We start from the raw sequence: 15,212 nt of genomic DNA, 5'->3' as shown, positions 1-15,212 counted from the left end.
CCCCTGCGTCCCGATCTCAGACGTCGATCAGGATGCCGGTGTCAAGCCAGTAGCCGTCACGGTTGCGCAGCGTCTGGAGCCGCATGCGCAACGGCTGCTGCCGGCCGCTCAGCACGCCGCCCTCGAAATCCTCGACCTCGCCGATGGCGAGGCGGTCGTTGACCACCTTCTCCTGAGGCTCGCTCGGCCGTCCGCGCGGGCGCCGCGTGCTCTCCAGCTTCAGCTGAACGCGCAGCGGCGTCCGGCGCATCACCCGGGTCCGCGCCTCCTCGTCGGCGAAGTCGATCATGTAGAGCAGGCTGGCCGGCCACCACTGGTTGGGGAACTGGCGCACGCCCAGCAGCAGCGGCCCGCGGAACTCGAACTTGGTTTCCGGCAAATCCTCGATCGTCTCGAAGTCCAGGTCCGAGAGGTAGACGTCCTGGGCCTGGAGCCGGTTGTTGGAGTTGCCGGCCTCGACCTTGCCGACGAACCGGGCGACCGAACGGGCGTAGAGGTCGTCGCTTCGGAAGTTGAAATTGTGCAGGTGCCCCTCGGCCAGAAGGCAGATCATGCCGCCGACCGCGGCGGTGGTCTTGGGGTCGGAGATGCGGGCCTCGCGATTCCGGAACGGGTACCACTGGCCGACCCGGAATTCGTGCATCGCGATCACCCGGTGGGCCGGGAGCGCCCCCGTCTCCAGGATCGAGTCCTTGATCGCGGGGAACCGCGACGGCCGGCCCGACAGCAGCATCACGTCCACCCGGTAATGCCAGACCACCTCCGCCAGGGCCCGGACCATGTCGCCGGTCAGGCTGCGGACGATCCGGTCGACGTCGGCCAGGTCGACCGGGATCGGCACCTCCATCAGGCGGAAGCCGGTGGCGCCCGCCTCGGCGACGGTGCGCTCCAGGGACTCGACCAGTCCCGGCGGCGGCGGCGAGTCGGGCCGGAAGAAGTCCCCGATCGTCCGGGTCTCCACCGGCGGCGGATTGATCGGGTCGTAGCCCTCGTACTCGCCAAGAAGGGCCACCGCGACCGGGGCGGCGATCTGCATGGCGAACTGCTGGCGGCGCAACTGCTCCTCCGCCGACATGTCGCCGCGGTTGCCGCCGAACAGCTCCTGGGTCAGCGCCTCCGCGCGTTCCCGCCCGATCGACTGCTGGACGGTGCGGGACAGCGCGGTCACCGCGACCTCGCGCGCCAGAAGCTGGACGATGTCGTCGCCGGCCAGCGAGAAGCTCTCGCGGAACAGCTGCCGGGGGAAGATCGTGACGTTGCTGCCTTGCCCGTCGGACCGAAGCGAGGTGATCACCAGGTCGGTGGTGCCGCCGCCGATGTCCAGCGTGGCGACCCGCAGGCTGTTTCCGTCCTCTCCCTGGCCGGAGCCGCCGCCCCGGACCGCCCGGATGAAGGCGCGGGCATCGCCGGAGAAGGCCAGCGCTATCTGGCTGTAGAGATAGACCACCTGGGTGGCGCTCGCCTCGTCCCATTTCAGGATGATCTCGGGCGGCAGACCCTCGACCCAGTGAAGCTTGCCCGGCTCGTCGCCGAACTGCCGCTCGGCCCGGCCGAGGCAGAGATAGAGCAGGTCGCGCGCGGCTTCCGCCCGGGCGCGGAGGAGTTCGCGCTCGGCGAGCGACAGGGCGGTCGGCATGGTCAGGATGAGGCGGCGCAGCCGGCGCGGCAGGTCGGCGTTGCGCCGGCGCAGCCGCTGGGCCGGCGCGTTGATCATCACCAGTGCCTGGAGCAGGATCTCGGCCAGGGCGAAGCTGACCAGGTTGGACCGCGAGTAGCGGGCCAGCAGGGTCGGCAGGTCGTCCTCCCCCGGGTTGACCTGGTGCAGCGGCCTGCCCGCGTCGTTGACCAAGCCGGCGAACACGCCCTGGGCCGCGAACCCTTCCATCTCGTCGTCGAGCGTCTGGCCGTTGAAGCGCCAGGACTGCTGGCTCGGCTCCTCGTCCCACAGGTAGCGCTTCGGACTCGACATGCCGGTGCGCCCTTCGCTGCCGCGGCGCGAGCCGGCCATGCGGACCGCTTCGGGACCGACCCGGACGATGGTGGACCAGGAGAACGCGTCGGCCCGGCCGCTGCGGTGGGAATGGTGGTTCAGGCCGAATCGGGCGATCGCGAACTCGAACCGGCTGTCGAACGGGTCGGCATAGACCTGCTCCGGCTGGGACAGGTCGCGCAGCTCCAGCCGGAAGGCGCGGTTGATGTCGGCGCCCCGGCTGTCGGGCTCCGCCTCCACCAGCAGGCCGCAGGTGCGGGAATTGCCGAGGTCCAGAACCATGTCCACGTCGACGAAGACCTGTTTGGCCGCGGTCACCGTGTCGCTGAACAGCAGCTTGGGCAGGAAATCCAGCCGGTAGAGCAGGTCGACGAAAGCCATGTAGCGGGCGAGCGGCTCGTTCGGCCCGCTCATCCGGTCCACCAGCTCCTCGTGCGACAGGGTGACCTCGCGCCGGTTGGCGCGGCGGCTCTCCTCCTGCTCGACCATGGTCTTGAACAGCTCGTTCAGCCATCCCTTGATCCAGGGCTGGCACAGCAGAAAATTGTAGAAGTCGGTCCTTTCCGGCAGGGAGAAGCGGCGGCCGTTCCGCGCGTCGTCGGACGAGGGGGCGAGATAGCCGCCGTCGGCGTATTCGTCCATCAGTCCGGTGTCCAATGCCACCACCAGGCGGTACTCGTTGCCGGCCTTGTCCCGCTCGGGCAACTGCACCAAGTAGGCCCTGGACCAGTTGACCGGCCCATGGTGGAAGGCCCGGCCGGGCTCCTCCCGGAACAGCGGGATCGGCAGCCAGGTCCGCCCGACGAACTGGAGCAGCCGCTTGATGTCGATCGCGTAGTCCTCGCGGCCGGGCGTGATGTCGTCGGCGCCGCGCCGCAGCAGGATCGGCAATTCCTGCGCGCCGGTCCGGGTGTCGGGATGGGGATCGTAGAAGCCCCAGTCAGTCGGCGCCTTGGGGTTCTTCCTGCCGTCGCCGTCGATCAGGCTGAAACCGAAATCGAGGAATTGAACGCCGCTGTTCGGAATGAGACTGACGACATCCGGATAGTGCGGAAGTTCTGGCAACGGCATTCTATACTCCGCCTGGGGTCGCTCGGTGGGCCATCGCAGGTGGCGATTATGCAAGGTTTAACAAGGTACTGGAAGCAATATAATAGGCATCGGGCGCGACATCTGGTAAAGCCGGGGGAGTTCTGGCCGTTATTGTGGTTAGCGGAAAGTTAATGGCTGGGCGCCGCCGGCAGCCGGGGTGTGGAAACATGTGGACAGCGCAGCAGGAGACCGTTTCATGACCGCCGACCGCATCCGCTCCGCCCTGGTCACGCTCTATCTCGTGGTGTTCTTCGGCTATCTGTTCCTGCCGCTGATCATCATGACCGCCGCGACTTTCAACACCAGCCGCTTCCCGACCGTGGCGCCTTGGCTGGGCTTCACGCTGGACTGGTTCAAGGTGCTGTGGAACGACGGGGCCATGTGGACAGCCCTGTGGACAAGTTTCCTGATAGCTCTGGGAGTGATCGCCCTGGCGGTGCCGATCGGGCTGGCGGCGGCCCTGCTGCTGTACCGGCTCCGGAGCCGGGCGCGCACGGTGCTCTATGCCGTCATGGTCTCGCCGCTGCTGACTCCCGGCGTGATCATCGGGATCTCGACGCTGGTGTTCTGGGACCGCTGGCTTGACGTCAAGGGCGGCATCTTCCTGACCGTGATCGCCCAGTCCAGCTTCATCGCGGCCTATGCCATGCTGCTGTTCATGGCCCGGCTCCAGCGCTTCGACCTGACCCTGGAGGAGGCGGCGCTCGACCTGGGCGCCAGCCATCTCCAGGCGTTCCGGCGGATCACCCTGCCGTACCTGATGCCGGCGATCCTGTCGGCCGCCTTCATCGCCTTCCTGCAAAGCTTCGAGAACTACAACACCACCATCTTCGTGCGCGGCCTGGACACCACGCTGACCGTCTATATCGCGTCGAAGGTCCGCACCGGCCTGACGCCGGCGGTCAACGCGCTGTCGGTCATCATGATCGGCCTGACCATCCTGGGGGCCTTCGCCTACGAACTGGCCCGCCGCCGCGAGGCCGCCCGCCAGGAGGCCGCGGTGCGCCGGGCGATCCAGGCCGACTCGGCGCTGGCCGCCACCTGACCTTCCAAGTCACCGGAAACGGGAAAGCCGTTCGGTCAGCAGGTCGAAGAAACCGTCGGCATCGATCTGGTCGATCACCAGGGCGTTGGCCTGCTTGCCGGTCACGCCCCACCAGTCGACCACGGTCATGCCCATGGTCCGCTCCGACCCGGTCTCGATCTCCACGGCGACGCGGCGGCCCTTGAACAGGTCGGGACGCAGCAGCCAGGCGATCACGCAGGGGTCGTGCAGGGGGGCGCCGTCGGTCCCGTACTTGCCCTCGTCGAACCGTTCGAAGAAGCCCAGCAGGTCGGCCACCGCCGTCCCCACCGGCGTGCCCAGGTCCCGGAAACGCTCCACCCGCTTGCGGGTCGTCAGCGCCTTGTGGGTCACGTCCAGCGGCATCATGGTGATCGGCACGCCCGACGCGAACACGTTGTGCGCGGCGTGGGGATCGACATGGAGGTTGAATTCGGCCGCCGGGGTGATGTTGCCGGTCTCCCGCCAGCCGCCGCCCATCAGCACGACCTCGCGGATCTTGGTGACGATCTCCGGCTCCCGGACCAGCGCCATGCCCAGGTTGGTCAGCGGGCCCAGCATGCACAGCGTGACCGAGGCGTCGTGCGCCGCCATCAGGGTCTCGACCAGGAAATCCACGCCGTGTCCCGGCCGCAGGGCCATGGTCGGTTCGGGCAGGTCGGGTCCGTCCAGGCCGGTCCTGCCGTGGACGTGCTCCGCCGTGACGCCCCGGCGCACCATGGGCCGCGCGCAACCGGCATAGACTGGTGTGTCGGGCTTGCCAGCGAGTTCGCAGATCTTCCGGACGTTCTTTTCCGTCAGGGGCAGCGGCACGTTGCCGGCGACCGCGGTGATCCCCAGGATGGAGAGTTCCTCGGGAGCCGCGAGGGCGAGCAGGATGGCGACCGCGTCATCCTGCCCCGGATCGGTATCGATGATGATCGGCCGCGGCGTTTTCGGGGAGGGCGTCATGGTGGGCTTCTTCACTGTCACGGTTGGGGACAGTTAGCCGCACCGGGCCGTCGGCACAAGTCGCGAGGCGGGAGGCGGGAACCGCCTCCCGGTCTCGGAAGCGGGTCAGTTCGACGAGATCCGCTGGTTGGACATCCGGCGCAGCATCTGCACGTGCCGCTCGATGATCGGCTCGTAGCGCCGGGCGAACTGCCTCAGCTCGACGTCCTGCCCGTTCTCGGCCTGGTTCTCGAACAGGGTTTCCGAGACCTGATGGTCGAGGAGCTGCTGCTGGATGTATTGACGGTCGAATTCCTGTCCCGACAGCTCGCCCAGCATGTCGGCCACGGCGGCGCGGCCGGGATCGGGCGAGCTGGGCGGCGTGACGCCCTTGGCCGACGCGACCTTGATCAGGTCCTCGTTCATCTGGGTATGCTCGGTCACCATCATTTGGCCGAACTCGCGGACCTGCGAACTGGAGGACTGCTGCTGCGCCAGCTCTCCCAACTCGACCTCGGCGAGGCTGCCGTAAGCCGCCTGGGAGATGAAGGTGCGGTCAGCGGCGCTGAGCGATGACGTCTCGCCGCCGAGGTTGGAGAGACCGAACGGGGTGGAGCAGCCGGATACGACGAAAACTGCCAGGGCCAGGGCACCGGAACGCATATGGGACATGGTGGGTCCTCCAGGTTTATTGCTTATGGAATGGGGTCGGGTGACGATGCGCGGCGTCGAAAAGCTGCCGCGACGAGGCCGCGGCGATCCGAAGGGTGATTTGGCCGAAGGGTGATTCGGCCGACGGACCGGTTGATTGGCAGGATTGCAAACCACCCGTCCGGGGATTGATCGCGCGATCTCGATCAGCTTATAGCCTTCGTGCAGGTGCTCTCCGGGCGCCGGGTCACTGCGCCGGAGGGCCGGAGCCAACCGGAACCTCGATCTCGGGTCCGTCACTGGGGTCCGCTTCCGGTGCTGCGCTGCACGCGGCGATCATCCAGAGCGCGGCGAAGCCGCACAGCAGCTTGGAGAAATGCATCTGGGGCCTGCTCTTTTCAGGAAAGTGGAAAGGGAGGGACGCTTCAGCCGCGTCCCTCCGCAGGGTCAGGCAACCTTGTGCAACTGCTCCGCCCGCTGGGGGTCCAGGTTGAGGCGGGCCGCGAGATATTGCAGGTAGGACCGTTCGGCCTGGGTGTCCGGTTCGATCGCCAGGGCCGAGGCCAGGTAGACCTGCTCGGCCGTCGCGGGATCGCGGACCTCGCGGACCAGGGCGTCGATGGACATGGGGGACGCCAGTTCGCGCTCCACGACGCTTTTCTCATCGGGGCCGGCGCCGGCCTCGTCGAGCTTCGCGAGGATCCGCTGGCGCTCGTCGGCGCTGATCTCGCCATCGGCGTTGGCGGCGGCGATCATCGCACGGATCAGCAGGAGAGCGCGCCCGTCCTCCATGGCGACATCGGGATAGGCGCCCGGATCGTCCGCCGGCTGCGTGGTATCCTGCCGCTGCTGGCCGAACATTCCGGCCAGCCGGTCACCCAGGCCGCCGCCCGAACCCGGCTGGCTTCCCTGGCCGCCGCGCTGCCCGCCGCCGAAGATGCCGCCGATCATGTCGCCGAGCCCGCCGGAGGAGCCGCCCGCGGGCGATGCCCCGCCGCCCTGGCCGCCCATGTTCGCCTGCCGCTCCTGGAAAGCCTTGTAGGCCATGTATCCCAGGGCGCCCAGGCCGGCCACGTGCTTGATGTCCATGCCCCCGCCCATTCCGGCCGAACGCATGCCGCCGCCTCCCATGCCGCCCCCCAGGGCTCCGCCCAGGCCGCCGAGCCCTCCGCCCAGGCCGCCGAGCCCTCCGCCCATGCCGCTTCCGCCCATGCCGCTTCCGCCCATGCCGCTTCCGCCCGTGCCGAACGGCGATGCCGAGAAGGACGGGCCGCGACTGCTTCGGCCGGCCATGCCGGTGGCGAGCATCGTGCCCAGAATACCCGTAAGATCAGCCATGGTTTCCTCCTGGATGGTTATCTCGCATCAGCAACAGCGACGGCGCCCAAGCATTCCTGTATTTCCGAGGCATGATGACAAAACATAGTCGACACGCGCCGCACCCAAGTCGATCCGGACGATCCGGCCGGCGGATTGGTTTCCGGCCGATGCCGGAATGCCGTCTCCGGATCAGGAAAGCCGGTTACAGCCATGGATCGACTTTCCCGGATTTCCTTACTGCCCCGGATTTCCTTACTGCCCCGGATTTCCGTACTGCCGATGTATCCGCCGTCGATTTCACGCCGATGTCACCCGATGTCTAGGAACCCGGAACTCCGGAACCGCAACCCGGAGGGGACCGGCCAGGAAGCCGCGCACCCCGCCGCGATCCCTGGTGCCGGCTGGTGGGCGATCCTGAAGCGCGTGTGGCGCACCTCGGGCGACAAGGCGCTGTGGGTCGCCGCCGCCGGCGTCGCCTTCTTCGGGTTCTATACGCTGATCCCGACGCTGGCCCTTCTGGTGCTGAGCTACGGCCTGCTCGGCGGCGGCGCCGTCGTGCAGGCCTGGATCCAGGAACTGGAGCTCGTCCTGCCGGACGAGGCGATGAAGGCGATCTTCGGCAATCTGATGGCGACCGCGCGCGGATCGGGTGACCAGTTCGGCTGGGGGCTGGCGGGCAGCGTCCTGATGCTGCTGTGGAGCGCTCTGTTCGGCATGCGGGCGCTGATGGCCGCGCTCAACCATGCCTATGGCGAGGTGGAGACGCGGGGCTTCTTCGTCCTGAACGGACTGGCCGTGCTGCTCGGGCTCGGCGCCTCGGTGCTGGTGGTGGCGTCGATCGGCATCCTGACCGCCGGTCCCGCCCTGATCGGCGGGCTGGTCGATCAGTCGTCCGGTGCCCCCGCCAGTGCCCCGTCCTGGGTCACGGCGGCGTCGGTCGGCCGATGGCCGCTGGTCGGCGCGATCATCGTCGCGGCGCTGTCGGTCTGTTACCGGACCGCGCCCTGCCGGTCCTCCCCGAAATGGCGGTGGGTCGGCTGGGGCGCCGTCGTGGCCTCCGTCCTGTGGATGCTGATCTCGCTGGTGTTCTCGCTCTACGTCCGCAAGGTCGCCCACTACGAATCGGCGTTCGGACTGGCCGGCGCGGTGCTGACGCTGATGATCTGGCTTTACATGCTGGCCTATGCGGTGCTGCTCGGCGCCGTCCTCAATGCCGAAACCGAGCGCTGGACGACGCTCGACACCGCCGCGGCCCCGGAGCCGGAACCCCGGGCTCAGGGGGAGGGGCCGTCCTGACCCTGTTACGGCTGTGGAACCTTCGCCCGCTCCAGGGCGGCCTGCCAGGGCTCCCGGGGTTGCTCGCCCTCCGTCTCGACGAAAAGCTCCAGCCCGTTCGGCACCCTGGTCGGCGTGGAGCCCTGCTGGAGAATCTCCGCGACCTCGACGCTTGCCAGCAGCGTCCGGGTGTCGAACGGCTTGTTCAGATAGCCGACCGCCGCGTCCCGGCTGCGCCTGGCGACGACTTCCTGGGCGCTCACGAAGATCGACATCACGCCCCAGCGCTCCAGCAACTCGCGTGCCACGTCGACGCCGCTCCCCGCCGCTTCCAGATTGATGTCCACCAGAGCCAGCTCCGGCATGGTCTGCTCCGCGAGCTTCATGCACTCGTCCAGCGTCGCCACCGGTCCCATGACCTCGTGTCCGGCCTCTTGCAGCGTCATTCCGATGCAAAGGGCGATGATCGCTTCGTCCTCGACGATGAGAATACGCATGATTCAAGGCTCTCCATTCCCCGGCTCCCGGTTGAGCTGATCGCCGTACTGCTGCGCCGGTCGACGTTCCAACAGCCGAGCTTGGCGAAAGTCGCATTCCCAACCGATCACCGGCAACTTCAGACTGCGGCGTGATCCGGGGCGATCGGCGATTCCGGGCCGATCTGCGGGGTTGAGCCGCCGGGGAGACTGGGGTATTTGATCGCCCGATCGCCCCTACCGAGCCCTCGCACCGTGAGTACCGGCAAAACCCTTCCGTCGCCGCACCCATCCCCGGCGCTTGAACCGACCGGGTCCGGAAACGGGGTCCTTGGCGATCGGCAGGGGATCGCCTTCTTCGATTTCGACGGAACGTTGGTCCGCGGCGACAGCCTGCTGCCGTTCCTGTCGCAGATCGTGGGCTCCCGCCGGGCGCGGCTGTCGCTGGCCCGGGCGGTGCACGGGGCGATCCAGCTCCACGCGACGAGGCGCCAGCTCGGCGACGATATCCGGACTTCGACCAAGGCGATCCTGCTGCGCCAGACGCTGGCCGGCGTCCCGGTGGCGGAGGCGGCGGCGGCGGCCGAACGGCTGGCCGGCTGGACACGCTGGAACCGGCCTGTCCTGGACGCCCTGAAGGCCCATCAGGATGCCGGACGCCGCATCGTCGTGGCGACCGGCGCGCTCGACCTCTACATGCCGGTGCTGCTGCGCGGGCTCGGGATCGACGATCTTCTGGCGACCGGGCTGGAGGAGATCGACGGCGTCCTGACCGGCCACATGAAGGGCGGCAACTGCGTGCGTGCGATGAAGGCCCAGCGGGTTTCCGCCTACCTGCACCACCACGGCCCGTTCGGCGAGACCTGGGGATACGGCAACCGGCCGAGCGACGTGCCGATGCTGGCGCTGCTCCGCAACAAGGTCATCGTCTGACGCTGAAGTCCGGACGGCGTCACAACAGGAAGGCGCTGGCGAGGCCGAGAAAGACGAAGAAGCCCAGCACGTCGGTGGTCGTCGTCAGGAACGGGCCGGCGGCCACGGCGGGATCGATCCGGAAACGTTCGAGCGTCAGCGGGATCAGCGTCCCAGCGAGGCCGGCCCACACCATGTTGAACATCATCGCGCTGGCCAGCACCAGTCCCAGGCCGATGTCGCCGAACCACAGGGTCGCGATGGTCCCCATGATGGTCGCGAACACGATGCCGTTCAGGACCCCGACGACGACCTCCTTGCCGACCACCCGCCAGGTGCCGCCTGCGGCGAGGTCGCGCGCGGCCAGCGCCCGGACCATGACCGTGATGACCTGCATGCCGGCATTCCCGCCCATGGCGGCGACGATCGGCATCAGCACGGCCAATGCCACGATCCGCTCGATCGCCCCTTCGAAGCGCGAGATCACGATGGAGGCCAGGATCGTGTTGACCAGGGTGATCAGCAGCCAGCTTTGGCGCCGCCGGGCGGTGCGCAGCGGCGAGGCGTAGATATCGCGCTCGCCGGTGCGCGCCAGGCCCAGCAGGTCCTCCTCCGCCTCCTCGTCGATCACGTCGACGATGTCGTCCACGGTGATCGCGCCGACCACGCGCCCGGCGGCGTCGACCACGGGCACGCTGATCAGGTCGTTGCGGCGGAAGATGTCGGCCACCTGCTCCTGGTCCATGGTGGTCGGGACGCTCAAGCCCCGGTCCTCCATGATCTCGGAAACCTTCGTCCCGCGGGGATTGCGCAGGACCCGGCTGGTCGGCACCGTGCCGACCGGGCGGTGGGCCGGATCCACCACGAACAGGTCGTAGAAGTCGTCGGGAAGCCCCTGGCTGCGGCGCAGGAAGTCGATCACCTCGCCGACCGTCCAGAAACCCGGTACCGCCACCACGTCGCGCTGCATCAGCCGGCCGGCGCTGGATTCGGGATATGCCAGCCCCTGCTCCAGGATGGCGCGGAAGGCGGCCGGCATGGCCTGCATCACGGCGATCCGGCGATCCTCGTCCAATGTCTCGATCAGGTACAGGGCGTCGTCGCTCTCCAGGTGGGCGATGGCCGCCGCCAGGTCGGATGTTTCGAACTGCTCTACCACCTCCAGCCGCACGCTGTCGTCCAGCTCGGTCAGCACGGTCGGGTCGAAGGTGTCGCGGACCGTCCGGACCACCTGGGCGCGCTCGCGCGGGTCGAGCGACTCCAGGAGATCGGCCAGGTCGGCGGGACCCAGCGGCTCGGCCAGCGCCCGTACCCGGTCGGCCCGACCCGCGGCCAGGCAGGCCCGGACTTCCGACACGAACCCGGCGGTCAGCCCGGTCAGCCGGGGATCGGGACGTCCGTCCTCGTCGCCGTCGCCGACGGGACCGGTCCGGTTTTCCTTTTTCCGCATCATAGCGCCGCGATCACGCCGGTCAGTTCGGCCATGCCGTCGATTCGCCGGTACCCTTCGGACGGGGGCTCGACATGCTCGTGGGTCCAGGTGATGTGGTAGGGGACGTGGACCGCCTGCCCGCCGACCTCGATCACCGGCAGGATGTCGGACCGGACGGAGTTGCCGACCATCAGGAACCGCTCGGGCGCGATGTCGTGGCGGGCCAGGACCCGGCGATAGGTTTCGGGGTCCTTCTCCGACACGATCTCGATCCGGTCGAACAGTTCGGCCAGGCCGGAGCGGGCGATCTTGCTCTCCTGGTCGAACAGGTCGCCCTTGGTGATCAGCACCAGACGGTGGCTGTGGCTGAGCTGCTCGACGGCCTCGGCCACGCCGTCGAGCAGCTCGACCGGATGGGCCAGCATCGACTTGCCGGCTTCGATCAGGGTCTGGATGTCGCGGGCGTCCACCCGGCCGTCCGTCACCTCGATCGCGGTCTCGATCATCGACAGGACGAAGCCCTTGATGCCGTAGCCAAACAATCCGAGGTTGCGGCGCTCGATCTCCAGCAGCCGGCGGTCGACCTCCCCGGCGTCGACCCCGCCCAGGATGGCCCGGAACCTCTCCTGGGTCATGGAGAAGATCGATTCGTTGTGCCACAGCGTGTCGTCGCCGTCGAAGCCGATGGTCCAGTGCGCGCTCATGTCCTCACGATTCCGCTCTGCAGGATGCCGTCGATCACGAACTGGCAGGCCAGCGCCGCCAGCAGGATGCCCAGGATGCGGTTGACCACGTTGACCCCCGTGACGCCCATCAGCTTGGTTATCCTGCCCGCCGCCAGCAGGACCGCCAGGTTGGCCAGCAGCACCAGCGCCAGCACGCCCAGCACCACCGCCTGGGCCAGCGGATCGCCGTCGCTCTTGCCCATCAGAAGCAGCAGGGAGGTGAGCGCGCCGGGGCCCGCGATCAAGGGAATCGCCAGAGGAAAGACCGAGATGTCCTCCTTGTGGGTCGCCTCCTCCTGCTCCGGCTCGGTCGTGCTGCGCAGGCCGCTCGGCCGGGCGAAGGCCATGTCGATGGCGAGCAGCAGAAGCAGGATGCCGCCAGCGATCCTGAAGGCCGGGAAGCCGATGCCCAGGGCGCGGAGCAGGAAATCGCCGACGAAGGCGAAGACGAACAGGATGCCGGCCGCGATCAGAACGCCCTTGACCGCCATCCGGCGGCGGTGGGCATCATCGGACCCGCGGGTCAGCGCCGCGAACACCGGGCCGGTGCCGATGGGATCGATCGTCACCAGCAAGGCTACCGCCGAGGTCAATGCCAGGTCGAGCATGGCGGATGCGGTGTCCCGGTTCGAGGTTGGGGCATGATGGACGATCTCGCCGTTGGATGAGGCCGCGGGAAACGGTTAAGGCTGTAGGGAAGATCCGCTTGCCGGCATGCGCCGGATTGACAGGGCATGTCGCACCGCACTATCCCTGGAGACAATGGCTCCGGCGGCAATGGCCCTGACGGTAACGGCCCGGTTGACGCCGGGCAAGTGCGCCGATCAGGTCCCGGACCGGATCAATGGGCGTAACAACGATAAAGAGACAAGGATAAAGGGATGAAGAAGGTCTACGCCGACGCCAAGAGCGCCCTGGAAGGGCTGCTCTTCGACGACATGACGATCATGGCCGGCGGCTTCGGGCTGTGCGGCATCCCGGAGGTGCTGATCGAGGCGATCCGCGATTCCGGGGTCAAGGGCCTGACCGTGATCTCCAACAACGCGGGCATCGACAATGTCGGCCTGGGCGTCCTGCTGGAGACCCGCCAGATCGCCAAGATGATCTCGTCCTATGTCGGCGAGAACAAGACCTTCGCCAAGCAGTACCTGGCCGGCGAGCTGGAGATCGAGTTCAACCCGCAGGGTACCCTGGCCGAGCGCATCCGCGCCGGCGGCGCCGGCATCCCGGCCTTCTTCACCAAGACGGGCGTGGGCACCTCGGTCGCCGACGGCAAGGAGATCCGCGAGTTCGACGGCGAGACCTACGTGATGGAGCGCGGCCTGTTCGCCGACCTGGCCGTGGTCCACGCCTGGAAGGGCGACACCGAGGGCAACCTCGTCTACCGCAAGACCGCGCGCAACTTCAACCCGATGATGGCGACGGCGGCCAAGGTCACCGTGGCCGAGGTCGAGCACCTGGCCCAGCCCGGCGAGATCGACCCCGACCACATCATCACGCCGGGCATCTTCGTCAAGCGCATCATCCACGTGGCCGATGCCGGCAAGCGCATCGAGCAACGCACCGTGCGCAAGCGCGCCTGATCAGTAGGGGAGGAGAGAACAAAATGGCTTGGACCCGCGAAGAGATGGCGGCGCGCGCCGCGAAGGAACTGCGCGACGGCTTCTACGTCAACTTGGGCATCGGCATCCCGACCCTGGTGGCGAACTACATCCCGGACGGGATCGAGGTGACGCTCCAGAGCGAGAACGGCATGCTCGGCATGGGCCCGTTCCCCTACGAGGGGGAGGAGGACCCCGACCTGATCAATGCCGGCAAGCAGACGATCACGGAACTGTCGAAGACCAGCTATTTCAGCAGCGCGGACAGCTTCGGCATGATCCGCGGCGGCCACATCGACCTGTCGATCCTGGGCGCCATGCAGGTGGCGGCCAACGGCGATCTCGCCAACTGGATGATCCCGGGCAAGATGGTCAAGGGCATGGGCGGCGCCATGGACCTGGTCGCCGGCGTCAAGAAGGTCGTCGTGGTGATGGAGCACGCCTCCAAGGACGGCGAGCCGAAGATCCTGAAGCAGTGCACCCTGCCGCTGACCGGGGCCGCCGTGGTCGACATGATCATCACCGACATGGGCGTCTTCCAGGTCGACGAGACCGGCGGCGGCCTGACCCTGATCGAGGTCGCACCCGGCGTGACCGTTGACGACATCAAGTCCAAGACCGAGGCCGAGTTCAAGGTCGCGGTCTGACCGGAGGACCGTCGCGCGGCCGATTTGACGCAGCCGCGCGGCGGACGCTTCGATAGGGAACCGATGGCGGGTCATGCGAATACTCCCGCATGACTCTCCAGCAGGATATTCCCGCCGATGACCTCCCGCCTGATCCAGCGCCATGACCATTTCTTCAAACGCCTGCTTGATCAGCCCGGCGCGGCAGGCGCCCTGATCCGCGAGCGCCTTCCGGAAGAAGTCGCCCGCCAGTTGTCCCCGGAAGATCCCGTGCTGGAGCACGGCTCCTTCGTGGATCGGGAGCTTCAGGAATACCGCACCGACCGGCTTTACCGTACCCGCACCCTCACGGGCGGGGCCGCCTTCATCTACGCCCTGCTCGAGCACAAGGCTTGGCCCGAGCCGCGAATCGGCCTCCAATTGCTCGGCTAAGAAGTCAAGATCTGGCAGTGGTGGGTCCAGCGGGAGGGCAGGGATGCCGAAGGCAGGCTGAAGCCGCTGCCGCCCATCTTGCCGCTCGTGGTCTATCACGGCGAGGCGGAGTGGCGGATACCCCTCGATTTCGCCGCCGGGATGGAATTGGGCGACGAGATGCTCCGGCCTTACCTCCTGGATTTCCGCTACTCGCTGGCCGATCTGGGCCGCATCGATGACGCCAGCCTGTCGCGCGAAAAGGTGCTTCGGGTCGGCTTGCTGATCCTGAAGCATGGCAGCCGCCGCGGCGACCTTTACGAACTGCTGGTGAAGCTCGGCCGGGCGGCGCTGGCCATCGGCTTTGATGACTTGGTTGCCCTGGTACGCTACCTTATCGCCGAGCCGAACGAGATCAACGCGGCGGTCCTTCGGGACGCGCTGACGGAGATCGTTCCAGGTCAGGAGGCCAGGATCATGTCGATCGCAGCGGAACAGTGGAAGGCGGAAGGCAAGGCGGAGGGCAAGGCCGACATGTTGTTACGCTTGCTGCGGCGGCGCTTCGGTGCCGTGCCCGAATCGACGCTGGAGCGGGTGCTCGGCGCCCCTGACGGCGATCTGGACGAGTGGGCCGAGAACATCCTCGACGCCCCCAGCCTCGACGCGGTGTTCACGGGCCGCAGGGCCAACTGATGCCGGTAGCCGCCG

Annotated in this window: 15 protein-coding genes and 1 pseudogene; 7 read left to right on the top strand and 9 right to left on the bottom strand. The window is 67.7% G+C overall.

The features are described 5' to 3' along the window. Positions 1–16: 16 nt before the first annotated feature. Positions 17–3,061: a virulence factor SrfB gene (locus DPR14_RS24745; protein WP_158047523.1), complete on the bottom strand. Its 3,045-nt coding sequence runs from the start codon at positions 3,059–3,061 to the stop codon at positions 17–19. Positions 3,062–3,278: 217 nt separating this feature from the next. Here DPR14_RS24745 and DPR14_RS24740 point away from each other — a divergent pair, with 217 nt between their 5' ends. Next, positions 3,279–4,127, top strand: coding sequence for an ABC transporter permease (locus tag DPR14_RS24740; protein WP_158047522.1), 849 nt, complete (start codon positions 3,279–3,281; stop codon positions 4,125–4,127). A 9-nt stretch (positions 4,128–4,136) separates the two neighbouring features. Here the strand turns inward: DPR14_RS24740 and DPR14_RS24735 are convergent, their stop codons facing one another. The 4 genes from DPR14_RS24735 to DPR14_RS24725 form a co-directional block, all read right to left on the bottom strand. Further along, a complete protein-coding gene (locus tag DPR14_RS24735; protein ID WP_158047521.1) occupies positions 4,137–5,096 on the bottom strand; it encodes a nucleoside hydrolase in 960 nt (319 codons plus the stop codon). Positions 5,097–5,201: 105 nt separating this feature from the next. After that, positions 5,202–5,747 (bottom strand): DUF4142 domain-containing protein, encoded by a 546-nt coding sequence (locus tag DPR14_RS24730; RefSeq protein WP_158047520.1) that lies wholly within the window; start codon positions 5,745–5,747, stop codon positions 5,202–5,204. A 226-nt stretch (positions 5,748–5,973) separates the two neighbouring features. Beyond that, positions 5,974–6,108 (bottom strand): hypothetical protein, encoded by a 135-nt coding sequence (locus DPR14_RS28790; RefSeq protein WP_281352657.1) that lies wholly within the window; start codon positions 6,106–6,108, stop codon positions 5,974–5,976. Positions 6,109–6,173: 65 nt separating this feature from the next. Beyond that, positions 6,174–7,064: a tellurite resistance TerB family protein gene (locus tag DPR14_RS24725; protein ID WP_158047519.1), complete on the bottom strand. Its 891-nt coding sequence runs from the start codon at positions 7,062–7,064 to the stop codon at positions 6,174–6,176. 297 nt (positions 7,065–7,361) lie between these two features. Here DPR14_RS24725 and DPR14_RS24720 point away from each other — a divergent pair, with 297 nt between their 5' ends. Next, positions 7,362–8,342 carry a YihY/virulence factor BrkB family protein gene (locus DPR14_RS24720; RefSeq protein ID WP_192499149.1) on the top strand — a complete coding sequence of 327 codons (981 nt, stop codon included), beginning with the start codon at positions 7,362–7,364 and terminating at the stop codon, positions 8,340–8,342. Positions 8,343–8,347: 5 nt separating this feature from the next. On the opposite strand, the gene DPR14_RS24715 is transcribed toward DPR14_RS24720, so the two are convergent. Next, positions 8,348–8,818: a response regulator gene (locus tag DPR14_RS24715; RefSeq protein WP_158047517.1), complete on the bottom strand. Its 471-nt coding sequence runs from the start codon at positions 8,816–8,818 to the stop codon at positions 8,348–8,350. Positions 8,819–9,052: 234 nt separating this feature from the next. On the opposite strand from DPR14_RS24715, the gene DPR14_RS24710 reads away from it, so the two are divergent. Then, positions 9,053–9,730, top strand: coding sequence for an HAD-IB family hydrolase (locus DPR14_RS24710; protein ID WP_158047516.1), 678 nt, complete (start codon positions 9,053–9,055; stop codon positions 9,728–9,730). A 19-nt stretch (positions 9,731–9,749) separates the two neighbouring features. Here the strand turns inward: DPR14_RS24710 and mgtE are convergent, their stop codons facing one another. The 3 genes from mgtE to DPR14_RS24695 are packed head-to-tail and all read right to left on the bottom strand — an operon-like array spanning position 9,750 to position 12,474. Continuing rightward, on the bottom strand, positions 9,750–11,162 hold the full coding sequence (gene mgtE, locus DPR14_RS24705) for a magnesium transporter (RefSeq protein WP_158047515.1): 1,413 nt from the start codon (positions 11,160–11,162) through the stop codon (positions 9,750–9,752). After that, positions 11,159–11,845 (bottom strand): HAD family hydrolase, encoded by a 687-nt coding sequence (locus tag DPR14_RS24700; RefSeq protein WP_158047514.1) that lies wholly within the window; start codon positions 11,843–11,845, stop codon positions 11,159–11,161. The genes mgtE and DPR14_RS24700 overlap by 4 nt, the downstream gene beginning before the upstream one ends. Then, positions 11,842–12,474 carry a MarC family protein gene (locus tag DPR14_RS24695; RefSeq protein WP_158047513.1) on the bottom strand — a complete coding sequence of 211 codons (633 nt, stop codon included), beginning with the start codon at positions 12,472–12,474 and terminating at the stop codon, positions 11,842–11,844. The genes DPR14_RS24700 and DPR14_RS24695 overlap by 4 nt, the downstream gene beginning before the upstream one ends. A 273-nt stretch (positions 12,475–12,747) precedes the next feature. On the opposite strand from DPR14_RS24695, the gene DPR14_RS24690 reads away from it, so the two are divergent. From DPR14_RS24690 to DPR14_RS28505, 4 genes and pseudogenes are all read left to right on the top strand, one after another. Continuing rightward, positions 12,748–13,449, top strand: coding sequence for a CoA transferase subunit A (locus DPR14_RS24690; RefSeq protein ID WP_158047512.1), 702 nt, complete (start codon positions 12,748–12,750; stop codon positions 13,447–13,449). A gap of 23 nt (positions 13,450–13,472) precedes the next feature. Further along, on the top strand, positions 13,473–14,114 hold the full coding sequence (locus DPR14_RS24685) for a CoA transferase subunit B (protein ID WP_158047511.1): 642 nt from the start codon (positions 13,473–13,475) through the stop codon (positions 14,112–14,114). Positions 14,115–14,231: 117 nt separating this feature from the next. Beyond that, a pseudogene (locus DPR14_RS28510) lies at positions 14,232–14,786 on the top strand (Rpn family recombination-promoting nuclease/putative transposase); the annotation flags it as partial. A gap of 195 nt (positions 14,787–14,981) precedes the next feature. Beyond that, a complete protein-coding gene (locus DPR14_RS28505; RefSeq protein ID WP_343038752.1) occupies positions 14,982–15,197 on the top strand; it encodes a DUF4351 domain-containing protein in 216 nt (71 codons plus the stop codon). Positions 15,198–15,212: the final 15 nt, after the last annotated feature.

This window comes from Skermanella pratensis (genome assembly GCF_008843145.1).
Lineage (GTDB): Bacteria > Pseudomonadota > Alphaproteobacteria > Azospirillales > Azospirillaceae > Skermanella > Skermanella pratensis.
Note: the sequence above shows the minus strand (reverse complement) of the source record. Positions and strands in the feature narration are given on the sequence as shown.